Here is a 24432-nt window from a genome sequence, read left to right on the forward strand (position 1 = left end):
GGCTTCCCCGGCCGGAGCCGGCCCGCCCGTCAGGACGCCGCGTCCACCAGCGACAGCGCGTGCAGCCGGTCCGGCGGGCCCGGCCGGGCGTAGTACCAGCCCTGGGCCGTGTCGCAGCCCAGCACGCGCAAGTGGTCCGCCTGCGTGCCCGTCTCGACCCCTTCGACCGTGACCGACAGGTCGAGGGTGTGGGCGAGCGAGACGATCCCCTCGACGATCTTCACGTCGACCGGGTCGGCGGGCGCGCGCTGCATGCCGCGGGTGAAGGAGCGGTCCAGCTTGAGCGTGCTGACGGGCAGCCGGCGCAGGTAGGAGAGGTTGGAGTAGCCCGTGCCGAAGTCGTCCAGGGCGATGTCCACGCCCAGGTCGGCGAGCTGGCGCAGCGGCCGCAGCTCCTCCTCGTCGGCGCCGATGAGGGCGTTCTCGGTGACCTCCAGGCACAGCGCCGACGGGTCCAGGCCGGAGCTGTCGAGGACGGCGACCGTGTCCGCGACGAGCGTGGGGTGGCGCAGCTGCGACGGCGACAGGTTGACGTTCACGCGCATGGGGCCCTCGCAGGCGCCCTCGGTCCGCCAGGCGCGGGCCTGCCGCGCGGCCTCCTGCAGCACCCAGCGGCCGAGGGGCACGATCAGCCCGGTGCTCTCGGCCAGGGGGATGAACTGGTCGGGGCCCAGGACGCCGTGGACGGGGTGCAGCCACCGTACGAGCGCCTCGGCGCCCTGCACCGTGTCGTCGGTGAGCCGGACGAGCGGCTGGTACTCGATGAAGAACTCGCCGTTGTCCAGCGCCCCCGGCAGGCAGTTGGTCAGGCTGTGCCGGGCGATGACGCGGGCGTCGGAGTCCGCGTCGGCCAGCACGTAGCGGTTACCGCCGGCGGCCTTGGCTCGGTACATCGTGATGTCGGCGCTGCGCAGCACCTCCGCGGCACCGCTCTCGCCGGCCGCCCCGTCCACGATGCCGATGCTGGCCCGTACGGACAGGTCGCGGCCGTCGAGGCGGACGGGCTCGGCGAGCGCGGCCAGCATCCGGCGGGCGAGGGCGGTCGCGTCGCTCTGCGCGGTGGGGCCGGTGAGCAGGGCCACGAACTCGTCGCCGCCCAGGCGGGCGACGAGCTCCGCCGGGGCGCCGGTGCAGGCGCGCAGCCGCTCGGCGACGGCGACGAGCAGCCGGTCGCCCACGGCGTGGCCGAGGCTGTCGTTGACGGCCTTGAAGCCGTCGAGGTCGAGGTAGCAGACGCCGAAGCGGTCGCCGCCGGGGGCGAGGGCGCGGTCGAGCCGCTCGAAGAACATGGTGCGGTTGGGCAGGCCGGTGAGGGCGTCGTGGGTGGCCTCGTACTGCAGCTGCTCGTGCAGCAGGCGGCGTTCGGTGATGTCCTCCATGAGCGCCAGCTGGTACTGGGGGCGGCCGTGGGCGTCGCGCAGCAGGGCTACGGAGAGGTCGGTCCACAGCACGCTGCCGTCGCCGCGGTAGTACGCCTTCTCGACGCGGTAGTAGTCGCGTTCGCCGCGGACGAGCTCGCTGTAGAGGCCCCAGACGTCGGGCGAGTCGTCGGGGTGGACCATCTCGCCCACGTTCCGGCCGGTGACCTCGGCGGGGCTGGTGCCGAACATCCGGCTGAGGGCCTCGTTGACGTCCATGATGCGGCCCTCGACGTCGGCGATGCCGACCCCTATGGCGGCGCCCTCGAACACGGCGCGGAACCGCTCCTCGCTGGTGTGCAGCGCCCGCTCCGTCTCGGCCTGCGCGGCAAGGGCCGCGCGGGAGAGGGCCTCCTGCTCGGCGAGGGTCCGCTCGCGCAGGGCGCGGGCGAAGCCGGCGGCGACGGTGTGCTGCAGGCGGGCGCAGCGGCCGCGGGCCTCCTCGGCCGTCAGGTGCCGGCCGGCCGGGCAGTACAGCAGCAGGTACGAGTCGATCGCGCCGAGGAGCGCGGAGAGGGCGTCGGGTTCGGTGCAGTGCGCGCGGACGACGGCCGCGCCGACCTCGGCCGCGGGGGCGGGGTCGAAGGGCTCGGAGCGCAGCACGGCGCGGAGCCGGCCGGCGAGCGGAACGAGGTGGTCCTCGAACTCGGCGCGGGTCATGGAGGTCGCGGTCACGGGGTAGACGGCCCGGCTCCAGACGGCGGCGAAACGGCGCAGGGCGGGTTCGCCTCCCGGCCCGGGACCTGCGGGCCCGGCCGGCGCCGGGTCTACGGCCCCCGTCGGCGCAAGCTCTACGGGCCCGGCCGGCGCCACGTCTGCCGATCCTGCCGGCGCAAGCTCCGCACCCCCGGCCGGCTCTCCCCCCGCCGGCCCCGGCGGTCCCGGCGGGGTCCCCAGGTCCCACACCATGTGTGCGTGGGCATTGCGCGCCCCCGGCCGCCTCGTGCCCGGAACCACGTCCGAACTCCCGATACCCACCCCGACCTCGGTTCCGCTTTCGCTTCCGCTTCTGGTTCCGTTTCTGATTCCGCCCGTACCGCCGGTCCCGGCCCCATTCCCCCTCTGAGGCCCTGTGGCTTCTGCCCCGGCGGGACCGCCGGTAATCGAATCCGCCGTTCCGTCTCCGGATCCGCTCGGCTTCCGGCCGCGCGGCGTCGGGGTCATGGTTTGCGCCCCACGCCCGCGAAGCCGACGAACATGGCCGGGTCGTCGCCCGCTCCGGCAGGAGCGTCCGCCGGGTCGGGCCGCCAGTCCGGCATGGCCACGAGACCGGGCTCGGCCAGTTCGAAGCCGTCGAAGAAGCGCGCCACGTCCCGGTGGGAGCGCATGAGCAGCGGCGAGCCCACGTTGCGGTAGACGCCCTGCACTCCCTGCCCCTCCTCCGGCTTGATCGGACCGGTGTCGGTCGTCGCGTGCGTGAGGACGAGCAGGCTCCCCGGCGCGAGCGCGTCGCGCAGCTCGGCCACCGCCGCCCAGGGGTCGTCCTGGTCCTCCAGGAAGTGGAGGACGGCCACCAGCAGCAGTGCGACCGGCCGGTCCAGGTCGAGGAGCCTGCCGACCTCGTCACTGGTCAGGATGTCATGGGGCTTGCGGAGGTCGGCGGGCAGGACGGCGGTGCGCGTGTCGCCCCGCAGCACGGCCCGGCCGTGGGCGACGGCGACCGGGTCGTGGTCGACGTAGACGACGTGCGAGCGCGGGTCCGCCGCCTGCGCTATCTCGTGGACGTTGCCGAAGGTCGGGATGCCCGAGCCGATGTCGAGGAACTGGGTGACGCCCTCGGCCACCGCGTGGCGCACGGCGCGCCGCATGAAGGCCCGGTTCGCCTGCATGATCTTCGGCAGCCCGGGATAGGCCGCCATGGCCCGGCGGGCGGCCTCCCGGTCGACCTCGAAGTTGTGCGAGCCGCCCAGGTAGTAGTCGTAGATCCGGGACACGCTCGGCACGGAGGGGTCGATGCCCGGGGGGACCCAGGTGGGACGCTCCATCAGTCTGTTGCTCCAGCTCGTCTCGAGGACATGTGAGCAGAGGCTACTGATCATTCGTTCGAATGGAAGCGGCAAGCGGAAATCGGTGATCCGCACGCCGCTGCCGTCCCTCCTCGTCCGCACGGAGATGATCATGCCAATAAATGACCATGGGGGGAAATATGCACCGATGCCGCCCCGGAAGCGGTGGACGGTCATGCGGTGGACGGCCATCAGGCGTGTGCGTCAGCCCCGGGGTTCGCGCCACATGGGCCACATCCGCGGCCCGCCGTCCGGCAGGTCTATGGGCGTACCGGTGAAGACGAAGCCGAGGCGCTCGTAGAGCGTCTTGCTGCGGGCGCTGCTCGCCTCCAGGTAGGCGGGCATGCCCTCCCGGTCGCACCGGTCGAGGACGGGCGTGAGCAGCGCCCTCCCCCGGCCCTCGCTGCGCCGCCCGGGCGCGGCGACGATGGTCGGCAGGTAGTAGTGCGACCGATCGCCGGGGTGCGCCGCGTCCGTCATCTCGCCGACGATCCGCGCACGGTCGTTGCCGGGGTCGGCCTGAGCCAGCCGCTCACCGATCTCGTCACCACCGTCACCGCCAGCGCCGTCACCACCGAGGCCGGCACCGCCGACGCGATCATCGCCACCACTCCCGCCATCGCCCTCCGCCCCGTCCCCCCGCACCGGTATCCACAGCGCCGCCGCCGAGAGGTCGTCCGTCACGTCGACCCATCCGTCCCGCAGCGCCGCGTCCAGGAACACCCCGAAGAAGCCGGGGTGCACGGCCCGCCGGTGGTCCTCGTCCGGGAAGACCCAGCCGCTGACGGGATCCTCCATGAAGGCCTCCCCGATCAGCAGGCTGATCGCGTCCCGCTCCTCCGGCCGGGCCCGGCGGACCTCCGGTACGACGGCGGTGGTGGCGGCAGCGGCTGTCTGATGCACAGTCATGGTTCCTTCCGTACGGCGTACGACGCGGCACACGTCCTGTCCGCGCCCGATCGTACGGAGGCGGCCGCTCCGCGCGTCAGCGGATCCCCAGCTCCCGCAGCACCCGCCGCTGCCGCTCCTCCGGCTCCACGGGGAAGTAGAGGTAACAGACGCCCCCGGAACCGCTCTTGACCTCCCCTTGGGCGTTGTGGCGCTTGGTCCTCAGCCAGATGTTCTCGAACTGCCGGCGCTTGTAGACCCGGCGGACCGCCGCGTCCGACGGGCTCGCCGGGTCGTTGGCGACCACGTCGCCCTGCGCGGTGAACCCGACGACGCACATCAGGTGGCCGGCGGTCCCGTAGCCGGCCCCGTCGAGCTCGGAGGCGAGGAAGGACTGGGAGGTGATGACGGGGATCCGTGCACGGATCAGCTTCTCGACGTCGCCGAGCGAGCGCAGCCGGGTGATCACCCCCTGCATGTCGCGGTACGTCGCCGCGTAGGCCGCGTTGAAGGGCCAGTTGCCGCACCCCTTGTACTGGTAGTCGTAGGTGAAGCGGGCGGCGTGGCAGACCTGCGGGTCGGCGTAGGCGGGGTCCACCCAGGCGAGGTCGGCCGCCGAGGGCATCCGCCCCCAGTACGCGAGGACCATTTGCGAGGAGGTCGGGCTGCACCAGGCCTCGCCGCCGTTGTCGTACTCCGGGTACTGCCCCTTGTGGATCTCCTGGGAGTAACGCGGCACCCGCAGCTCGTGCCCGGCGCCCGCGCCCGGCACGGAGGCGGGCACGGTGAAGCGGTCGGGGACGTCGGAGCCCATCACGCCCAGCCGCCACACCGTGGGCGTGAGGCGGGTGCCCGGCCTGCGGCAGAGGGTCAGCCGCAGTTCGTACGCGGCGATGCGGAGCCCCGTGGCGGGCTTGTCGACGGCGAGGGTGTCCGTGGAGACGCTGCTGCGGCCGTCGCCCTGGCCGTCGACGGAGGTGCGGCGGATGTCGCCGGCCGCGTCGCCGGCCGTCCAGCGGCCCATGACGTACCAGGGGGTGCGGGTGCGGTCGGTGTACGTGCCGCGCACCTCGGTCTGGATCCAGGTGCCGGCGGGCGCGTGGGCGTTCCAGGAGGCGATGACCTCGCTCGCGGGGGCGGGCGGGGTGTGGAGCGGGGCGGTCCAGGTGGCGTACTCCCAGGTGGCCGTGGTGCCGGTGTGCGGGTCGGTGTGTTCGAGGGTGCCGGCCGGCCGGTCGATGACCAGGCCGGTGCGGTGCCCGCCGCCGGGGCGGGTGCCGTGGGCGGTGCCCCGCTGCCAGTCGTCGCGGGAGGTCCAGGCGTGGTAGTCGACGGGCGCCCCGGCGGGTGCGCGCCCGCCGCGCGACGCCGGCCCGTCCTGGGGCGGCCCGGCGGGCGCGGCGAAGGCGAGCGAGGACGCTGCGGCGGCCGACGAGGCGGCGGCGAAGGAGGTGACCGCCGCGGCGCCCAGGGCGGCGGCGAGCACGGTGCGGCGGGGTGTGGGTCTGCCGGGCATGCTGCTGGTCATGGCGCTGGTCCCCCAGTCGTCTGCGGGTGGGGCGCGCGGGCGGACCGCCGCGCGCCGGTGCGCCAGTGATTCCCCGCGCGGCCGGTCCCGATGCCGGTCCGGTCAACACGGCTCCCTCCCGTCCCGCCATAGGGTGGTCCGGTGACCGCTCCGCTCCCCCACGGCCCCGCCCCCTCCGGCTTCGACGAGCTCGCCCCCTGGCTGCTGACGCTCCCTCCGTCCCTCGGCCCCGTACGGCTGGTGGCCGTGGACGGGCACGCCGGCTCGGGGAAGAGCACGTTCAGCGGACGGCTGGCGACCGCGCTCGGCGGGGCGCCCGTACTGCATCTGGATGATCTCGCGACGCACGAGGAGCTGTTCGGCTGGACGGGCCGGCTGCGCGAGCAGGTGCTCGCGCCCCTCGCCCGCGGGGAGACGGCCCGCTTCCGCGCGTACGACTGGGTGGCGCGGCGGTTCGCCGCCGAGCGGGAGATCGGGCCGGAGCCGGTCGTGCTCGTGGAGGGCGTCGGGGCGGGACGCCGGGCGCTCCGCCCCCACCTCGCGTGTCTGCTGTGGATGGAGTTGCCGCATGAGCACTCCTGGGAAAGGGGTCAACTTCGTGACGGTGCAGCGCTGTCCGATTTCTGGGACGGCTGGATGCGGGCGGAGCGCGAGCATTTCGCCGCCGATCCGACGCGCCCGTACGCAGAACTGCTGATTCTTCAGCGGGACGGGGGGTACGAGGTGCTGCCGGGGCCGCTCGGGACGACGCCGGCGGGCCCCGGGCGACCCTGATCATCACGCTCCGTGAGCATCGGCGAGCACCCCGGCCGGTCTCACGGTCCGATCCCCGCCGACTGCGCCAACTCCGCTTGACCGGCGGGGCGTACAGGACTTACGTTCTCATTGTGCGGCCGGTCCAGGCCGCCTGCGGACGCGAAGCCCCCGGTTGTTCCCCCGTGATCGGGGGCTTCGTACCACTCCGGAATTCTCCTTTTGGGCACTTTGCTCCGCCGCCTCCCTCACCCTGGGTGACCATCGCGCGGCGCGTTCCCCCGGCCCCCGGGGACTGCTTTTCCGCCGCGTCCGGCCGCGAACGGCGGTGCGGCACCCTTCGGCCCACGCCAACGGCGCAGGTACGATGCGACGCGGTGCACCCCATCGGCGGGGGCACTGGCACACACTGGTCAACTCCCGTCCACAGCACAGCGGTTCGGCAAGGCGCGCCTGGCACTCGCCGGGCAGCACGCTACGGGGGCACGGTTTGTGGGGGACGTGATGGATTTCGGCATGCAGGGCCCACCCGCCCCGGCCGATCTCGCCTGGCTGCGCGCCGTCGACGCCTACACCATGGGCGCGTACGCACAGGCCGAGGAGGAGTTCCGGGCGGCGGTCCGCGCGGACCCCGGCATGGCCGACGCGTGGCTGGGCCTGCACGCGCTGCGCGCCGACACCACCACCGCGCTGCTGCGCATGTACCGCCACCGGGACCGGTTCGGCGAGCAGCGCACGCGCCACCGGCGCACCCTCAATTCCTGGTACTGGCTGGGCTGGTGGGTCCAGCCCGTCCTGGAGACCGGCCGCGACCTGCTCCTCGCGCACGCCTCGCACTGGCTCGACGGCCGCCACGTCCCGGAGCTGGACCGCGCGCTGGCCGGCTGCCCGCCCGTCGAGACCGACCCCCAGGCCCGCTTCCTGCACGCCTGCCGCGCCTACCTCGTCAAGGACTGGGAGCAGCTCCTGCGGCACACGGAGCCGCTGCTGGACGATCCGCTGCTCGGCATCGAGGCGGGCCTGTTCGGCGGCATGGCCCGGGTGCGGCTGGAGATGTACGGGCAGGCCGAGCCGCTGCTGGCCGCCGCGCTGATGCGCTGCCGCAGCGAACAGCCCCAGCGCAAGGAGCTGCGCTACTGGCTCGCGCGCGCCCATGAGGGCACCGGCCGCAGCGCCGCCGCGCTCCCCCTGTACCGCGCCGTGCACCGCGTCGACCCCGCGTTCATGGACACGTCGGCGCGGCTGACCGCCATCGCCGACGGGGACGGGCTGGACCAGGAGCTGGGCCTGGCCCCGGTGCCGCTGGGCGGTCCGGGCGAGGAGCCGGCCGGTCCTCCCCCGCCCGCCGCCTCCGCCGACGCGGCGGCCGACGCCCCGGACGCCCTCGACGGCCGTGACGTGCTGACCGGCACGGATCCGGAGCCCGCCGGCAGCGTGCAGGCGGATGCCGGGCCGGACGACGTGCGCCGGAAGATCCGCGTCCCCGCGCAGCCCACCGGGAAGTCCCTGGCCGGCCCCTCCGACCCCGTCCTGCTCGCCAAGGCCCTCGCCGAGCTGGAGCGGATGGTCGGCCTGGAACCCGTCAAACGGCAGGTGCGGGCGCTCTCCGCGCAGCTGCACATGGCCCGGCTGCGGGCCGTCCAGGGCCTCCCGGTGCAGCCGCCCAAGCGGCACTTCGTCTTCTCCGGCCCCTCGGGCACCGGCAAGACCACCGTCGCCCGCATCCTCGGCCGGGTCTTCTACGCCCTCGGGCTGCTCGGCGGCGATCACCTGGTGGAGGCCCAGCGCGCCGACCTCGTCGGCGAGTTCCTGGGCCAGACGGCGGTCAAGGCCAACGAGCTGATCGACTCCGCGCTCGGCGGGGTGCTCTTCGTGGACGAGGCCTACAGCCTCTCCAACTCCGGCTACACGAAGGGCGACGCCTACGGCGACGAGGCCCTGCAGGTCCTGCTCAAACGCGCCGAGGACAACCGCGACCGGCTGGTGGTGATCCTCGCCGGCTATCCCGAGGGCATGGACCGGCTGCTCGCCGCCAACCCCGGCCTCGGCTCCCGCTTCACCACCCGCGTCGACTTCCCCAGCTACCGCCCCGCCGAACTCACCAGCATCGGCGAGGTGCTGGCCGCCGAGAACGGCGACGGCTGGGACGAGGAGGCGCTGGAAGAGCTGCGCAGCATCAGCACCCACGTGGTGGCGCAGGGCTGGATCGACGAGCTGGGCAACGGCCGCTTCCTGCGCACGCTGTACGAGAAGAGCTGCGCGTACCGCGATCTGCGGCTGTCCGGCTACCCGGGCACCCCCACGCGCGACGACCTGGCCACGCTGCGCCTGGCGGACCTGATGCAGGCGTACGGGGAGGTGCTGTCGGGGCCGGGCTGGGGCGCGCGGCGGGACGGGTCTCGCGACCCAGGGGACCCGGCGTAACGGCTGCGGCCGCTTGGCATTCCGCCGGACCCTCACCGCTCTGGCGCATCGCCGTTGCGGCGGGCCCCTTCTTCCGCCGCGACGGCAAGAAACCACGACGGCGCGGACCCGGCGGTGCCGGAACCGTCTCAGCCCGCTTCTTTCTCCACCGCGGAAGCGGACTCGGCCGCCGGGTCGTAGCTGCTCGTCCCCTCGTCCAGCAGGGGTTCCTGCGTCTTGAGGTGGGCCGGGGCCAGGGCGCGCAGGACGTGGTAGCCGGAGAGGACGACGATCGTGCCCAGGGCGATGCCGCTGAGCTCGAAGTTGCTGCTGATCTTCAGACTGACGCCGCCGATGCCGATGATGACGCCCGCGGCGACGGGCACGAGGTTCAGCGGATTGCGCAGGTCGACCTTGTTGTGGACCCAGATCTGCGCGCCGAGCAGGCCGATCATGCCGTAGAGGATGACGGTGATGCCGCCGAGCACGCCGCCGGGGATCGCGGCGACGACGGCGCCGAACTTCGGGCAGACGCCGAAGAGGAGGGCGAAGCCGGCCGCGGCCCAGTAGGCGGCGGTGGAGTAGACGCGGGTGGCCGCCATGACGCCGATGTTCTCGGAGTACGTGGTGTTGGCGGGGCCGCCGACGGCGGTGGAGAGCATGGTCGCGAAGCCGTCCGCGGAGATCGCCGTGCCCAGCTGGTCGTCCAGCCGGTCCCCGGTCATCTCGCCGACGGCCTTGACGTGGCCCGCGTTCTCGGCGACGAGCGCGATGACGACGGGCAGCGCCACCAGGGCGGCGGACCAGCCGAAGCTCGGCGCGTGCAGCGAGGGCAGGCCGATCCAGTCGGCCTTGGCGACGCCCGACAGGTCGAGGCGCCAGTGGTCGACCGCCTCCGCACCACCGTTCACCGAGTGGATCTTGCCGAAGAGGCGGTCGAAGAGCCACGAGACCGCGTAGCCGAAGACCAGCCCGAGGAAGATCGCGACGCGCGACCAGAAGCCGCGCAGGCACACCACGGCGAGGCCGGTGAACAGCATCGTCAGCAGGGCCGTCCACTGGTCCTGCGGCCAGTACGTACGGGCCGTGACCGGCGCCAGGTTGAAGCCGATCAGCATGACCACGGCACCGGTGACCACCGGCGGCATCGCCGCGTGGATGATCCGTGCGCCGAACTTCTGCACGACCAGGCCGCTCAGCAGCAGCGCCGCGCCGACCACGAAGATCGCGCCGGTGACGGCCGCGCTGCCGCCGCCCTGCGCCCGGATGATCGCGGCGACGCCGACGAAGGAGAGGCTGCACCCCAGGTAGCTGGGCACCCGGCCGCGGGTCGCGAGCAGGAAGAGGATCGTGGCGACGCCCGACATCATGATCGCGAGGTTCGGGTCCAGGCCCATGAGGACCGGGGCGACGAACGACGCGCCGAACATGGCGACCACGTGCTGGGCGCCGAGTCCGGCGGTCCGCGGCCACGAGAGCCGCTCGTCCGGCCGGACGACGGCGCCCGGTGCGGGGGTGCGCCCGTCACCGTGCAGGGTCCAGCGCACGCCGAGGCCCATGGATGCTCCCGAGGGTTGGTGGGGGGTGATCCGGATCATGCTAAGCCGGGCCGGACGGTGCTCCGGTCCGCCGGTCCCGCAGCAGCGGACGCCCGGGCCGTCCGGGGCCGCGGAGATTTGCTGCAACCGGCGCAATCGGTCGCCCGTAGGACTGTATGACCGGCTTCTCGTGATGTTCTCCGCTCTGTGCACGGTATCGGTGCCATTGTCCGATTCCTGCAACTCAGGAGACACATATGCGTAAGCTCGCCGGCCGCGCAGCGGCCGCTGCCATCATCGCCGCAGTCGCCATCGTCCCGGCCGCCGGGGTGGCCCAGGCCGCTCCCGCCGCGCCGTCGGTCCAGACGTGGGACCACGACCACGACCGGGACCACGACGGTGACCGCGACCGTGACCACGGCCGCGACCACGGCCGCGACCGCGACCGTGACTGCGACCACGGCCGTGACCGTGACCGCGACCACGGCCGCGACCACCACCGCGGCTGGGGCCACCACGACCGCGACCGTGACTGCGACCACGGCTGGGGCTGGGACGACTGGAGCTGGGGCGGCGGCTGGGGCGGCGGCTGGGGCCACCACCGCGGCGGCCACCACGGCGGCGGCTGGGGCGGCGGCTGGGACGACGACTGCAACCGCAGCTGCGGCTGGGGCGGCGGCCACCACGGCGGCTGGGGCGGCTGGGGCGGCGGCTGGGGCATCCTCGGCGGCATCCTCTAACCGCAACAGCTCAACTCACACCCCACAGCACGGGCTGTGGCGACGGACCCTCGTGGTCCGCCGCCCGGCCCGTGCGGCGTTTCGTCTTCCGGCAGCCCCCCGGCGTCACTCCGTCTGCGAGGGCTCCCGCGGCCGCGCCGCGACGGCATCCCGTTCCGGCGCGCGCAGCACGCCCGCACCCGCCACCAGCCCCGCCGCCAGGGCGGTCACGAGGCCGAACGACGCCACGAGCGAGGAGGCCTGCGCGATCTGGCCGATGGCGGCCGGGGCGACGAGCCCGGAGGTGTAGGTGATCGTCGCCACCCCCGCGATCGCCTGGCTCGGGGCCGGACCGCTGCGCCCCGCCGCCGCGAAGGCCAGCGGGACCACGACGGCGACGCCCACGCCGATGAGGGCGAATCCCGCGACGGCGGACGGCGCGCCCGCCGCCGTCACCACGAGCAGCCCGCCGGCGGCGGCCACCACCCCGCTCGCCCGCACGGTCCGTACGGGCCCGAAGCGCCGCACGGCCGGGTCGCCCGCGAACCGGGCGAGGGCCATCGTGCAGGTGAACGCCGTGGTGCAGGCCGCGGCCACACCCGGGGAGGAGCCGGTGACGTCGCGGAGGTAGACCGCCGACCAGTCCAGGCTCGCGCCCTCGGCGAAGACCGCGCAGAAGCCCACGGCACCGATGACGAGCGCCGGGCGCGGCGGCAGCGCGAACCGGGGCGGCGGGTGCGCGCCGCCCGCCGCGCGCAGGTCGAGGACGCCCCGGCAGGCCACCGCACCGAGCACGGCCAGCACCGCGGCCGCCGCGCCCAGGTGGATCCGTGCGTCGAGGTCCGCGTGCGCGGCGGCCGTGCCGGCCGCCGATCCCACGAGCGTGCCCGCGCTCCACATCCCGTGCAGGCCCGACATGACGGAGCGGCCCAGCCGCTCCTCGGTCTCCACGCCGAGCGCGTTCATGGCGACGTCCGCCATGCCGGACGCCGCGCCGTAGACGGCGAGCGCCCCGCAGAGCGCGGGCAGGCCGGGCGAGAGGGCGGGCAGCGCCACGGAGGCGCACCACAGGACGATCAGACCGCGGAGGGCGGCCCGGGAGCCGAAGCGGTGGCTGACGCGGCCCGCGAGCGGCATGGCGCACGCCGAGCCGACGGCGGGGAGGACGAGCGCGAGGCCCAGCTCTCCGGAGCCGAGGTCCAAGTGGCTCTGGATCCAGGGGATGCGGGTGGCGAAGCTGCCGGTGACCGCGCCGTGCACGGCGAACACCGCGGCCACGGCGTACCGCGCGCGGCGCAGCCGGCGGCCGCCGTCCGTGAACCCGTCCCTGGCGCCCATGGCCGTCCATCCTCGCGGACGGGGCCCGTGCGGGTCGACCCCGCGCCGGGCCCCGCCGCCTGTGCGCGGCCGCGGTTCAGCAGGTGCCCAGGTCCTGCCACACGCCCCATTCGCCGGTGGTGCCGGGCTCGTCGCCCTTGGTCCACCACTTGGCCTTCCAGGAGCGGGACTTCCAGGAGACGGTGGCGCCGCCGTTGTAGGTGGCTTCCTTGTCCCACTGCGGGGCGGTGCAGGTGCCGCCGGTGGGGGTCCCGGTCGGGGTGCCGGTGGGGGTGCCGGTCGGCGTCCCCGTCGGGGTCGGCGTGGTGCCGCCCGGGTCGACGACGGTGGTGCCGCGGGCCAGGTCGCCGGCGAGGGCGTACGTCTTGCCGCCGAAGGTCACGCTCCAGTTCGAGGGGGTGGACACGGGAAGGTAGTAGACGAAGTCGAGGTCCGCCGAGGCGCCGGGCGCGAGCGGCTGGGAGGCCGGGAGTTTCACGGAGACCCGGTTGTAGTCGCCTTTGAGCCCGCCGATGTTGTTGCTCGCGGTGTGGTCGCTGCGGATGACCTTCAGGCCCCAGCCGGACTGGTCCTTCGCGTTGCCGGGTGCGGAATTGCCGTAGTCGAACTGGAATTCCGTGCCGCCGGGCAGGGTGGCCGTGGTCCGGTTGGTGATGCGGACCTTCGGATTGATCGGGTAGTTGCTGTCGCCGAGCGGGAAGTCCAGCAGGCTCACGTCCACGTCGAGCGCCTGTGCGGGCAGGTCGGTGGTCGCGCGCCGGGCCCCGTAGGCGGGTGCGGACTTGAACGCGTCGTACATCGCGGTGGTGAGGGTGCTGCCCGGTTCGTACTGGCCCTTGGCGGCGTTCCAGCCGTAGTCGCCGGCGAGTTCCCACACCATCGTCCCGCCGAGGCCCTTGTCGACGACGTACTGGGCCTTGGCCTTGACGGACTGCTCGTCCTCGGTGGAGAGGAAGACCTTCTTCTCGGCGTTCCAGAGCCAGGGCGCGGTGAGGGTGGCGTCGTAATTGCGGGCGTAGGTGCCGGTCAGCTTGGTGCCGGCCGGGAAGCCGTACTTTCCGGCGTAGTCGCCGACGACGCCCTTCTCCAGGTTCTTCGCGTGCCACATCGGGTTGGAGCCGGCCGGGGACTCCTTGCCGTCGTCGTCCTTGTCGTGCCAGAGGTTGTCGATGCCGACGGCGCCGTCGCCGCAGCTGGTGAGGCCGGAGCCGGCCGGGCAGGACGTGGTCTTCGCCGTGCCCCACAGGCCGTTCGTCCCGCCGGTGACGTTCTTCCAGCCGCGGGTGTAGTAGGGCAGTCCGAGGTTGATGCGGCCGGGGGGCAGGGCGCCGCGGAAGTAGTGGTAGGCCCAGTCGCCGTTGAGGTAACCGGTCCCGCCGTACTGGGCGGTGGTGTAAACGCCCCATTTGGCGAGTTCGGCGTCCTTGCCGTCGTCGTAGAGCGCGGCGTTGGGGCCGGCGAATTCGTTCCAGGCGCCGTGCAGGTCGTACGACATCACGTTCACGTAGTCCAGGTACTTCGTGACCTGGTACGTCTCCATGCCGCGCAGCAGGTATCCGGAGGAGGGCGCGGCGACGGAGAGGAGGTAGTGCTTGCCGTCGGCCGCCCCGGCCCGGTCGAGCTTTTCCCGGAGCGTCTTCATCAGGGCCGCGTAGCCCTTGTTGAGGCCGCCGCGCCGGGCGTTGGCGAGCGCCCAGTCCTTGGGGTTCCCGGCGTCCTTCATGGACGTCGGGTATTCGTAGTCGATGTCGACGCCGTTGAATCCGTACGTCCTGAGGAAGGAGACGGCCGATTCCGCGAAGGCGTCGATGCCGGTCTGGTTGACCGAGCCGTCGGCGTTCGTCGCCGTCCGGTAGAAACCGCCGGAGTCGACGCGCTTGCCGTTCTCGTCGATGTAGCCGCCGGTCTCCGCCCAGCCGCCGACCGAAATGAGGGTCTTCACCTGGGGGTGCTGCTTCTTGTACTTGTTCAGGAGGTTGAAGTGGCCCTTGTACGGGAGGGCCGGGTCCATCTCGGCTCCGGCGACGCCCGGCCAGGTCATGCCGGTCGCGGGGTTGTCCGCGCCGTCCGGGCCGACGGAGATCTTGTCGTCGGGGCCGACGTGGGCGAAGGCGTAGTTGAGGTGGGTGACCTTGTCCCACGGGATGTCGGGGGCGAGGTAGGCGGGGGTGCCGTCCTTGCCGGTGCGCCAGCCCGTGAAGTAGCCGATGACGCGGCGCTGGTGGTCGGCGCCCAGCTTCTCGCGGCCGGCGGAGTCGTAGACGGAGCAGTACGGGACGTCGGTGCCGGGGGTGGTGTAGAGGCCGTCGGGGCGGCAGGCCGCCTGGTCCTCGGCGTGCGACGTGGCCGCCGAGACGGTGCCGATCAGCAGCCCGGCCAGGGCGGCGCCGGCGGCGGCGAGGGTGGCCCCGCGGCGGGCGCGGGTACCGGTACAGGATCTCTCCCGGGACGGTCGGAACAACACGATCAGGTCCTCCTGGTGGGGTGCCCGGCGCGGGCCGGGCGGGCGGGGGGTGAGCGTCGTGCTGTGGCCCGCGGTGTGCGCCCACCGGCGGGCCGTACTCCTCGGAGGTGTGGCAGAGGTTAAGAGGACTAGACCAGTGCGTCAATAGGTACGGACCAAGCCGGGAAACCGGAGCTGAACGCTCCACCGCGGCCGGCCCGGATTCCCCCGCCGGCCCGGGGTCCGATGCGTCACATCTCCGTGGACACCGCGCCGCAGCCCGGCGTACGCTCGTCCCGTCGACCAGCGGTTTTACCGGACCGCAGGTCGTCCGCATGTAGCATGACCTGAATTACGAAACGCAGCGCACTCCGGGGTCGGTGAAAGTCCGAACCGGCGGTTACAGTCCGCGACCCGTCCGCAGCCAGCGGCCGGTTGACCAGGTGAAATTCCTGGACCGACGGTTAAAGTCCGGATGGGAGGCAGTGCGCGGCGGGCACGCATCGGCACACCGTCGCAGGTGGCAGCCCTCACGGGCGGCCCCTTTCCGTACGGCTCCCCCAGGAGCCCCGGTGTCCCCCGTTGTGCGTACCCGCTTCCTTCGTCGTCCCGTACGACAGCCCCGGAGTCCGTGCCCGAAGAGGCAGGAGGACCCGGTGGCCACCGCGACCGAAGCAGACGCGATGCGACGCGCCATTGCGCTCGCCGCTCGCGCCCTTGGCGCGACGAGCCCCAACCCCGTCGTCGGCTGCGTCCTCCTGGATCCGCAGGGGGCCGTGCTCGGCGAAGGATGGCACCGCCGGGCCGGCGGCCCGCACGCCGAGGCCGAAGCCCTCGCCGCGGCCTCCGCCGCCGGACACGACGTGCGCGGCGCCACCGCCGTCGTCACCCTCGAACCCTGCAACCACACCGGCCGCACCGGCCCCTGTGCGCAGGCCCTGATCAGCGCCGGCATCGGCCGCGTCGTCTACGCCGTCGCCGACCCCACCGACGCCGCCACCGGCGGAGCGGCCACCCTGGCCGCCGCCGGTGTCGACACGGAGGGCGGCCTCCTCGCCGACGAGGCCGCCGCCGGGAACACCGCCTGGCTCACGTCGGTCCTGCGCGGCCGCCCCTTCGTGCAGTGGAAGTACGCCGCCACGCTCGACGGGCGCAGCGCGGCCGCCGACCGCACCAGCCGCTGGATCACGTCGCCCGCCTCCCGCGCCGACGTCCACCGGCTGCGCGCCGAGGCCGACGCGGTCGTGGTCGGCTCCGGCACCCTGCGCGCCGACGACCCGCACCTGGCCGTGCGGGACCGCGAAGGCGCGGTGCAGCCCCTGCGCGTCGTCGTCGACACGCACGCCTCCGTCCGGCCCGGCGCACGGGTCCTCGACGCCGCGGCGCCCACCCTGGTCGCGGTCGCCGAGGACGCGGACACCGGCCACCTGCCCGGCGTGGACGTCGTCCGCCTGCCCCGGGCCGGGTCCGGCCGCGGCGGCCTCGACGTCGACGCGCTGCTCACCGAGCTGTACGGGCGCGGGGTCCGGTCCGTCCTGCTCGAAGGCGGTCCCGCCCTCGCCGGCTCGTTCCTCGCCGCGGGCAGGGTCGACCGCGTCGTCGGCTATCTCGCTCCCGCCCTGCTGGGCGCCGGGCCGGCCGCCCTCGGCGACGCCGGCATCGGCACGATCGCGCAGGCCCTGCGCCTCGAAGTGACCGACGTCGCCCGGCTCGGTCCCGACCTGCGGATCACCGCAGTCCCCACCGCTTCCGCCACCGCCCCTGAGGAGAACTGACAGTGTTCACCGGAATCGTCGAAGAACTGGGCGAGGTCGTCTCCGTCGAGAACCTCGGCGACAGCTCCCTGTTCCGGCTCCGCGGCCCGCTCGTCACCGAGGGCGCCAAGCACGGCGACTCGATCGCCGTCAACGGCGTGTGCCTCACCGTCGTGGAGACCGCGGACGGCGAGTTCACCGCGGACGTGATGGCCGAGTCCCTCAAGCGCTCCGGCCTCGGGGCGCTCGTCCCGGGCTCGCGCGTCAACCTCGAACGCCCCATGGCGCTCGGCGGGCGCCTCGGCGGCCACCTCGTCCAGGGCCACGTCGACGGCACGGGCACCGTGCTGGAGCGGTTCCCCGGCGAGCACTGGGAGATCGTGAAGATCGGCCTGCCGGGCGAGCTCGCCCGCTACGTCGTCGACAAGGGCTCCATCACCGTCGACGGCATCAGCCTCACCGTGGTCGAGGCGGGCGACGACTTCTTCACCGTCAGCCTCATCCCCACCACGCTCGAACTGACCACGCTGGGCATCAAGCAGCCCGGCGACCTCGTCAACCTCGAAGTGGACGTCCTCGCCAAGTACGTCGAACGGCTGCTCGGCGACCGCTCCCGCACGACCGGGGAGTCCCGCGCATGAGCGCCCTGAACTGGCTCACCGCCGAGGCGTTCAGCGTCTTCGGGCAGCACGTCATCTGGTCCGACCTGATCGGCAACAGCATCGGCCTCGCCGCCCTCGCCCTCGGCTGGCGGCGCTCCATATGGACCTGGCCCGTGCAGTTCCTGTCCGGCGTCATCCTCGTCGCCGCGTACGCCTCCGCCCACCTCAGCGGCGGCGTCGGCAAGCAGCTCCTCGTCATCGGCGTGGCCGTGTGGGGCTGGCGGCAGTGGCAGCGCGGCAAGCAGGACGCGCAGGACGGCTCCATCGCCGTCCGCTTCGCGACCTGGCGCGAGCGCGCGGCGCTGCTGGCCGGGACGGCGATCGGCACCCTCGCCGTGGGCGGCCTGTTCGCGGCCGTGCCGGAGCTGTCCTGGAACCCCTGGCCGGACGCGTACATCTTCGTCGGCACGCTCGCCGCGATGGTCGCCCAGGCCCGTGGCCTGATCGAGTTCTGGGTGGCCTGGCTGCTGGTCGACGTCGTGGGCGTCCCGCTCGCCTTCAGCAGCGGCCTCGCCTTCTCCGGCCTCGTCTACGTCTTCTACCTCGCCCTGGTCCTGTGGGGCATGCGCGACTGGTGGCTGCGCTCGCGCAACAGCACTGAGCCCGCCCTGGAAGGAGCTGCAGCATGACTGTCCTCGACACCGGGAGCCTTCCGGTGACCGGCGATTCCGCCCTCGACCCCGTCGAGCGCGCCGTCGCCGACATCGCCGCCGGCCGCCCCGTCGTCGTGGTGGACGACGAGAACCGCGAGAACGAGGGCGACCTCGTCGTCGCCGCGGAGAAGGTCACCACCGAGATCGTCGCCTTCATGATGAGCGAGTGCCGCGGGCTGATCTGCGTACCGCTGGAGGAGGAGGACGTCGACCGGCTCGCCCTGCCGCAGATGGTCACGGACAACACCGAGTCCATGCGCACCGCCTTCACCGTCTCCGTCGACGCCTCCCGTGCGCACGGCACGGACACGGGCATCTCCGCCGCGGACCGCGCGGTCACCATCCGGCTGCTCGCCGACCCGGCCGCCGCCCCCGGCGACTTCGTCCGCCCGGGCCACGTCTTCCCGCTGCGCGCCCGGCCGGGCGGCGTCCTCGCCCGCAACGGCCACACCGAGGCCGGCGTGGACCTGGCCCGGATGGCGGGCCTGCGGCCCGCCGCCGCGATCGTGGAGATCGCCGGTGAGGACGGGGCGATGCTGCGGCTGCCCGAGCTGATCCCCTTCGCCCGCAAGCACGGTCTCGCGATCATCTCCATCGAGGACCTGATCGCCTACCGCCGGGCGGCGGAAGAGCGGCAGCCCGGGGACCGGCTGCCCGGCGGAGACCGGCGGCCCGAGGCGCTCGCCGCTCCGGGCGTCCGCCGCGAGGCCGTGACGCGGCTGCCCACCCCCGCCGGCGACTTCCGCGCCCACGGCTACCGCTCGACCGCCGACGGCGTCGAGCACATCGCCCTGGTGGCCGGCGACCTCGGCGACGGCGAGGACGTGCTGGTCCGGGTGCACTCCGAGTGCCTCACGGGCGACGTGTTCGGCTCGCTGCGCTGCGACTGCGGCCCGCAGCTGCAGGCGTCCATGGAGCGCATCGCCGCCGAGGGCGGCGTGGTCCTCTACCTGCGCGGGCACGAGGGCCGCGGCATCGGCCTGCTGCCCAAGCTGCGCGCCTACGAGCTCCAGGAGGACGGGCGCGACACGCTGGACGCCAACCTCGAACTGGGCCTGCCCGCGGACGGCCGGGACTACGCGGCCGGCGCGGAGATCCTCGCCGACCTCGGGGTCCGCTCGCTGCGGCTGATGACCAACAACCCCGACAAGAGCGCCGCCCTGGTCCGTCACGGGCTGAAGGTCACCGGCCGCGAGCCGGTGCCCGTCCAGGCCGGGGAGCACAACCTGCGCTACCTCCGGACAAAGCGCGACCGCATGGGCCACGACCTGCCCTGGCTCGACGGCGCGCACGTGTCCGCCTGCACCAACCAGTAGTCCCGGACCGGCAACCCCGGCAATCCGTACCGATCGACCCCGAGGAGAGCACGTGAGCGGCAAGGGCGCCCCCGAGCTGAGTGTGAAGAACTGCCAGGACCTGCGGGTGGCCGTGATCGCCGCGCAGTGGCACGAGAAGGTCATGGACGGCCTGGTCGACGGCGCCCTGCGCGCGCTGCACGACCTCGGCATCGACGAGCCCACGGTGCTGCGGGTGCCCGGCAGCTGGGAGCTGCCCGTCGCCGCCAAGGTCCTCGCGGGCCGCGGCTACCACGCGATCGTCGCCCTCGGCGTCGTCATCCGCGGCGGCACGCCCCACTTCGACTACGTGTGCCAGGGCGTCACCGAGGGCCTCACCCGGGTGGCCGTGGACACCGGCGTCCCGGTGGGCTTCGGCGTCCTCACGTGTGACGACGACGAACAGGCCCTGGACCGGGCCGGACTCGAGGGCTCGCACGAGGACAAGGGCCACGAGGCCGTCACCGCCGCGGTCGCGACGGCGGTACTTCTCCGCTCGGTGTCCGAGCCCTGGCACTGACGGCGGGGGCGGACCCCGTAGGGTAGGACGCACCATGTCCAAGAAGACGTTCGAGGAGCTCTTCGCCGAGCTCCAGCAGAAGGCCGCCGGCGACCCCGCCACCTCCCGCACCGCCGAGCTGGTGGGCAAGGGCGTCCATGCCATCGGCAAGAAGGTGGTCGAAGAGGCCGCCGAGGTGTGGATGGCCGCCGAGTACGAGGGCGCCGAGGCCACCGCCGAGGAGATCTCCCAGCTGCTGTACCACCTCCAGGTGATGATGGTCGCCCGCGGGATCTCCCTGGACGACGTCTACGCCCATCTCTGACCGGCGGTCCCCCGCGCCCGCCACGCCGCACCGTCACCCGTACGTCCGTACCTCCCCCCGCAATCACCCCGCACTCTCCTCGCACGAAGGAAGACGACCTCATGCTGCGCATCGCTGTTCCCAACAAGGGTTCTCTCTCCGAGCCTGCGTCGGCGATGCTCCATGAGGCCGGCTACCGCCAGCGCAAGGACCGCAGGGAGCTCGTCCTGGTCGACTCGGCCAACGACGTCGAGTTCTTCTTCCTCCGCCCCCGCGACATCGCCGTCTACGTGGGCTCCGGCAAGCTCGACATCGGCATCACCGGCCGTGACCTGCTGCTGGACTCGGGCTCGCAGGCCGAAGAGATCATGCAGCTCGGCTTCGCCAGCTCCACGTTCCGCTACGCCACCCGGCCGGGCACGGCCCGCGACGTCAGCGAGTTCGGCGGCATGACGGTGGCCACGTCCTTCTCCGGCCTGGTGACCAAGCACCTCGCCGACAACGGCGTGGACGCCTCCGTCGTCCACCTCGACGGCGCGGTCGAGACGGCCATCCAGCTCGGCGTCGCCGAGATCATCGCGGATGTCGTGGAGACCGGCACCACCCTGCGCAACGCCGGCCTGGAGATCATCGGCGAGCCGATCCTGGAGTCCGAGGCCGTCGTCATCCGCCGCTCCGGCGCGCCGGGCGGCGACCCCAAGGTCCAGCAGTTCCTCCGCCGCATGCAGGGCGTCCTCGTGGCCCGCCGCTACGTGATGATGGACTACGACATCCGCGTCGAGCACGTGGAGCGCGCCGTCGCCCTCACCCCCGGCCTGGAGTCGCCGACCGTCTCCCCGCTGCACCACGAGGGCTGGGTCGCGGTCCGCTCGATGGTCCCGTCCAGCGACGCCCAGAGCATCATGGACGAGCTGTACGACCTGGGCGCCCGCGCCATCCTCACCACCAACATCCACGCCTGCCGTCTCTGACCGGCCCGCGCCCGATCCCCAGCGAGAGCACCAGCGACGTGTCCACGCCCGTATCCCCGTCCGGCCCGCCCGGGCTCCCGGTCACCTTCCGCCCGACCCTCACCCGGATCGTGCTGATGAGCCTGGGCACCGCCCTGCTCGTCGTCCTCACGGCGGTGTCCTTCCTGCTCGACACGGCGACTGCCGGGGACCGGGCCTCCTTCATCGGCACCGGTGTGCTGATCTTCGCGTTCCTCGGGCTGCTCAGCCGCCCCAAGGTGGTCGCCACGCAGGAGGGCGTCACGGTGGTGAACCTGACCACCAAACGGCGGCTGGAGTGGGCCCAGATCGTCCGGGTCACCCTGCGCCCGGGCGACGCCTGGGTCCACCTCGACCTCGCCGACGGCACGAGCCTGCCGGCCATGGGCATCCAGCCCGGCATGGCCAAGGACCAGGCCATCGCCAACGCCCGGGCCCTGCGGGCCCTGGTGGAGGAGCACGGCACCGGGGTCTCCTCCACCTGATCCCGGCCGGCCGTCACCCGTCCGCCACCTGTCCGGCGGCAGACAGGCCCGCCTGTGATCGCGGTTCCTTGATTACCCTGGTGCCACGGGCACGGACGTGCCCCGTCCCGCACGAGGAACCGGCCGTGGTACGCACACGGCCCGCGGGACACCTGCGACCCGAGGAGTGACTCCCTCCGGCAATGGACGGATCGTCCTGTAGTACCCGCGCCGCCGCCCACCCCGTGGAGGCGGCGGCATGAGCGTCACCGTGTCCCTGCTGCTGCTCGCGGCAGCCCTTCTCCTCATCCTGGCGAACGGCTTCTTCGTCGCCGCCGAGTTCGGCCTGGTGACCGTCGAGAAGCCGGAGGCCGAGCGGGCCGCGGCCGCCGGCGACCGCCGGGCCCGGACCGTCGTCGCCTCCCTGCGCGAGCTCTCCTTCCAGCTCTCCGGGACCCAACTCGGCATCACCATCACCTCCTTGGTCGTCGGCATGCTGGCCGAGCCGGCCCTGGGCCGGCTGCTCACCGGGCCGTTCGGCGCCGCCGGCCTGCCCGCGGGCGCCGCGCCCGGCGCGGCGGTCGTGACCGGCATGCTGGTCACGTCCGCGGTGCAGATGGTCATCGGGGAGCTGGTGCCCAAGAACTGGGCCGTCTCGCGGCCGCTGCAGGTCGCGCGCTTCGTCGCCGGCCCGCAGCACGCCTTCGCCCACTTCTTCCGGCCGGTGATCACCCTGCTCAACACGGTCGCCAACCGGCTCGTCCGGGCGCTCGGCGTCGAGCCCGCCGAGGAGCTGGCCTCGGCCCGCACCCCCGGCGAACTCGTCTCCCTGGCCCGGCACTCCGCGCGCGCCGGCGCTCTGGAGCAGGACACCGCGGACCTCTTCGTCCGCACCCTCTCGCTCGGCGACCTCACCGCTCAGCACGTGATGACGCCGCGCGTGAAGGTCAGCGCGCTGCAGTCCTCGGCGACCGCCGAGGACGTCCTCAACCTCACCCGTGCCACGGGCCTCTCGCGTTTCCCCGTCTACCGGGAGCGCCTGGACGACATCGTCGGCATGGTCCACCTCAAGGCCGCCCTGGCGGTGCCGTCCGGCGAGCGGCTGCGCACGCCGGTCGGGCGGATCACCGTCCCGCCGCTGCTCGTGCCGGAGACGCTGCCCGTACAGCCGCTGCTGGAGCAGCTGCGCAGCGAGCAGCCGATCGCCGTGGTCGTCGACGAGTACGGCGGCACCGCGGGCGTGGTGACCCTGGAGGACATCGTCGAGGAGCTCGTCGGCGAGGTCCGCGACGAGCACGACGACGAGGACGCGGACCGGCCCGAACTGGCCCCCGTGGCCTGCGAGGACGGCCGGCAGGCGTGGGAGGCCGACGGCGGCTGCCGGGTCGACGCCCTGCGCCGCATAGGCCTGGAGGCGCCGGACGGGCCGTACGAGACCGTCGCCGGTCTCGTGGCCGGCCTGCTGGGCCGCATCCCGGCGGCGGGCGACACGGCCGAGCTGCCCGGGTGGCGGATCTCGGTGCGCGGGGTGGCCCACCACCGGGCCGAGCGGGTGCGCTTCGCGCGCGTTCCCGCGGGCAGGAGTGAGGCACGATGAGCGTGCTGCAACTCCTCTTCGCCGCGCTGCTGGTGCTCGCCAACGGCTTCTTCGTGGGCGCCGAGTTCGCGCTGGTGTCCGTGCGCCGCAGCCAGATCGAGCCGAAGGCGGCCGAGGGTTCGGGGCGGGCCCGTACGGTCCTGACCGGCCTGGAGAACCTGCCGCAGATGATGGCCGCCGCCCAGTTCGGCATCACGGTCTGCTCGCTGACGCTCGGCGCGGTCGCCGAGCCGACGGTGGCGGCGCTGCTGGAGCCGGTGTTCGAGGCGGTGCGGATGCCCGCGGGGCTGATCCATCCGCTGGGCTACGTCATCGCGCTCGCGGTCGTGGTCTCCCTGCACCTGGTGATCGGCGAGATGGTGCCGAAGAACCTGGCCATGTCGGCGCCCGACCGGGCGGCGCTGTGGCTGGGGCCGGGGCTCGTGGCGTTCGCGCGCGTGTGCCGGCCGGTCACGCGGCTGCTGGGCGCGTGCGCGCACGGCGTGCTGCGGCTCTTCCGCGTCGAGCCCAAGGACGAGGTGGAGGCCGTGTTCACCAGCGAGCAGCTGACCCACCTGGTGGCGGACTCCCGTCAGGCGGGGCTGCTGGAGCGGGCCGAGCAGGAGCGCCTGGAGGACGCGCTGGAGCTGGGCAGCCGCCCGGTCACCGACGTCCTCCTCGATCCGGCATCACTGGTCACGGTGGCCCCCTCCGTCACTCCCCGCCAGATCGAGGAGCTGACGGTCCGGACCGGCTACTCCCGTTTCCCGGTGTGCGCGCCGGGCGGCGCGGTCATGGGCTATCTGCACGTCAAGGACGTGCTGGACCTGGAGGACCGCGAGCGCGCGGTGCCGCAGCGGGTCTGGCGCCGGGTGGAGACCGTCCGGGCCGAACTCCCGCTGGACGACGCCCTGACGGTGATGCGCAGGGCCGCCGCCCACCTGGCGGCGGTCACGGACGCGTCGGGGCGGGTGCTGGGCCTGGTGGCCCTGGAGGACGTCCTGGAGAAGCTGGTGGGCGAGGTGCGGGACCCGGCGCACCGGAAGGGGGTTCCGGCGGCGCAGCCCGCGCGGGTGGCGGATCCCCGCGGTCCCCGCGAGCGCACGGAGGCGCTGGCGAGCTGACAGGTCCCGGGCGCCGGGCACTCCCCCGATTCCCCTGCC

20 protein-coding genes and 1 riboswitch are annotated in these 24432 nt (G+C 73.5%); of the genes, 13 read left to right on the forward strand and 7 right to left on the reverse strand.

The window, feature by feature from the left end; genetic code table 11:
• Positions 1-29 precede the first annotated feature (29 nt).
• From ACFZCD_RS26415 to ACFZCD_RS26430, 4 genes are all read right to left on the reverse strand, one after another.
• Positions 30-2231, reverse strand: a complete 2202-nt coding sequence (locus ACFZCD_RS26415; protein WP_391835002.1) for a putative bifunctional diguanylate cyclase/phosphodiesterase — start codon at positions 2229-2231, stop codon at positions 30-32.
• 347 nt (positions 2232-2578) lie between these two features.
• Positions 2579-3403, reverse strand: a complete 825-nt coding sequence (locus ACFZCD_RS26420; RefSeq protein ID WP_391835004.1) for an SAM-dependent methyltransferase — start codon at positions 3401-3403, stop codon at positions 2579-2581.
• Between the two features lie 225 nt (positions 3404-3628).
• Positions 3629-4333, reverse strand: a complete 705-nt coding sequence (locus ACFZCD_RS26425) for a GNAT family N-acetyltransferase (protein ID WP_391835006.1) — start codon at positions 4331-4333, stop codon at positions 3629-3631.
• A 76-nt stretch (positions 4334-4409) separates the two neighbouring features.
• Positions 4410-5840, reverse strand: coding sequence for a peptidase C39 family protein (locus ACFZCD_RS26430; RefSeq protein ID WP_391835008.1), 1431 nt, complete (start codon positions 5838-5840; stop codon positions 4410-4412).
• Between the two features lie 141 nt (positions 5841-5981).
• Between ACFZCD_RS26430 and ACFZCD_RS26435 the strand changes: the two genes are divergently transcribed.
• Together ACFZCD_RS26435 and ACFZCD_RS26440 are read left to right on the forward strand one after the other, a co-directional pair.
• Positions 5982-6614, forward strand: a complete 633-nt coding sequence (locus tag ACFZCD_RS26435; RefSeq protein ID WP_391835010.1) for a uridine kinase — start codon at positions 5982-5984, stop codon at positions 6612-6614.
• A gap of 483 nt (positions 6615-7097) precedes the next feature.
• Positions 7098-9017 carry an AAA family ATPase gene (locus ACFZCD_RS26440; RefSeq protein ID WP_391835012.1) on the forward strand — a complete coding sequence of 640 codons (1920 nt, stop codon included), beginning with the start codon at positions 7098-7100 and terminating at the stop codon, positions 9015-9017.
• 128 nt (positions 9018-9145) lie between these two features.
• Here ACFZCD_RS26440 and ACFZCD_RS26445 read toward each other — a convergent pair whose 3' ends face one another.
• Entirely contained in the window at positions 9146-10555 is a 1410-nt protein-coding gene (locus ACFZCD_RS26445; RefSeq protein WP_391835014.1) for a uracil-xanthine permease family protein, read from the reverse strand.
• Between the two features lie 236 nt (positions 10556-10791).
• Here ACFZCD_RS26445 and ACFZCD_RS26450 point away from each other — a divergent pair, with 236 nt between their 5' ends.
• Positions 10792-11274, forward strand: a complete 483-nt coding sequence (locus ACFZCD_RS26450) for a hypothetical protein (RefSeq protein ID WP_391835016.1) — start codon at positions 10792-10794, stop codon at positions 11272-11274.
• Positions 11275-11379: 105 nt separating this feature from the next.
• Here ACFZCD_RS26450 and ACFZCD_RS26455 read toward each other — a convergent pair whose 3' ends face one another.
• Both ACFZCD_RS26455 and ACFZCD_RS26460 read right to left on the reverse strand, forming a co-directional pair.
• The gene (locus ACFZCD_RS26455) at positions 11380-12591 is read right to left on the reverse strand and encodes an MFS transporter (protein WP_391835018.1); all 1212 of its coding nucleotides are present in this window, start codon (positions 12589-12591) and stop codon (positions 11380-11382) included.
• Between the two features lie 76 nt (positions 12592-12667).
• Complete coding sequence (locus ACFZCD_RS26460; RefSeq protein ID WP_391835020.1) at positions 12668-15055, reverse strand: chitinase C-terminal domain-containing protein; 2388 nt, start codon at positions 15053-15055, stop codon at positions 12668-12670.
• A gap of 341 nt (positions 15056-15396) precedes the next feature.
• Positions 15397-15527, forward strand: a riboswitch (FMN riboswitch).
• Between the two features lie 163 nt (positions 15528-15690).
• Here ACFZCD_RS26460 and ribD point away from each other — a divergent pair.
• From ribD to ACFZCD_RS26510, 10 genes are all read left to right on the forward strand, one after another.
• Positions 15691-16809, forward strand: a complete 1119-nt coding sequence (gene ribD / locus ACFZCD_RS26465; protein WP_391835022.1) for a bifunctional diaminohydroxyphosphoribosylaminopyrimidine deaminase/5-amino-6-(5-phosphoribosylamino)uracil reductase RibD — start codon at positions 15691-15693, stop codon at positions 16807-16809.
• A 2-nt stretch (positions 16810-16811) separates the two neighbouring features.
• Entirely contained in the window at positions 16812-17429 is a 618-nt protein-coding gene (locus tag ACFZCD_RS26470; protein WP_391835024.1) for a riboflavin synthase, read from the forward strand.
• Positions 17426-18079: a nicotinamide riboside transporter PnuC gene (locus ACFZCD_RS26475; protein WP_391835026.1), complete on the forward strand. Its 654-nt coding sequence runs from the start codon at positions 17426-17428 to the stop codon at positions 18077-18079. Before ACFZCD_RS26470 ends, ACFZCD_RS26475 begins: the two co-directional genes overlap by 4 nt.
• Entirely contained in the window at positions 18076-19419 is a 1344-nt protein-coding gene (locus ACFZCD_RS26480) for a bifunctional 3,4-dihydroxy-2-butanone-4-phosphate synthase/GTP cyclohydrolase II (protein WP_391835028.1), read from the forward strand. The genes ACFZCD_RS26475 and ACFZCD_RS26480 overlap by 4 nt, the downstream gene beginning before the upstream one ends.
• A gap of 52 nt (positions 19420-19471) precedes the next feature.
• On the forward strand, positions 19472-19957 hold the full coding sequence (ribH, locus tag ACFZCD_RS26485) for a 6,7-dimethyl-8-ribityllumazine synthase (RefSeq protein WP_391835030.1): 486 nt from the start codon (positions 19472-19474) through the stop codon (positions 19955-19957).
• A gap of 34 nt (positions 19958-19991) precedes the next feature.
• Entirely contained in the window at positions 19992-20261 is a 270-nt protein-coding gene (locus tag ACFZCD_RS26490) for a phosphoribosyl-ATP diphosphatase (RefSeq protein ID WP_391835032.1), read from the forward strand.
• Positions 20262-20362: 101 nt separating this feature from the next.
• Entirely contained in the window at positions 20363-21211 is an 849-nt protein-coding gene (hisG, locus tag ACFZCD_RS26495) for an ATP phosphoribosyltransferase (protein WP_391835034.1), read from the forward strand.
• A 38-nt stretch (positions 21212-21249) separates the two neighbouring features.
• Positions 21250-21714 (forward strand): PH domain-containing protein, encoded by a 465-nt coding sequence (locus tag ACFZCD_RS26500; protein WP_391835036.1) that lies wholly within the window; start codon positions 21250-21252, stop codon positions 21712-21714.
• Between the two features lie 238 nt (positions 21715-21952).
• On the forward strand, positions 21953-23290 hold the full coding sequence (locus ACFZCD_RS26505; RefSeq protein ID WP_391835038.1) for a hemolysin family protein: 1338 nt from the start codon (positions 21953-21955) through the stop codon (positions 23288-23290).
• Positions 23287-24393 carry a hemolysin family protein gene (locus ACFZCD_RS26510; RefSeq protein WP_391835040.1) on the forward strand — a complete coding sequence of 369 codons (1107 nt, stop codon included), beginning with the start codon at positions 23287-23289 and terminating at the stop codon, positions 24391-24393. The genes ACFZCD_RS26505 and ACFZCD_RS26510 overlap by 4 nt, the downstream gene beginning before the upstream one ends.
• The last annotated feature ends 39 nt before the right edge of the window (positions 24394-24432 follow it).

Source organism: Streptomyces sp. NPDC008001 (genome assembly GCF_042958085.1).
Taxonomy (GTDB): Bacteria; Actinomycetota; Actinomycetes; order Streptomycetales; family Streptomycetaceae; genus Streptomyces.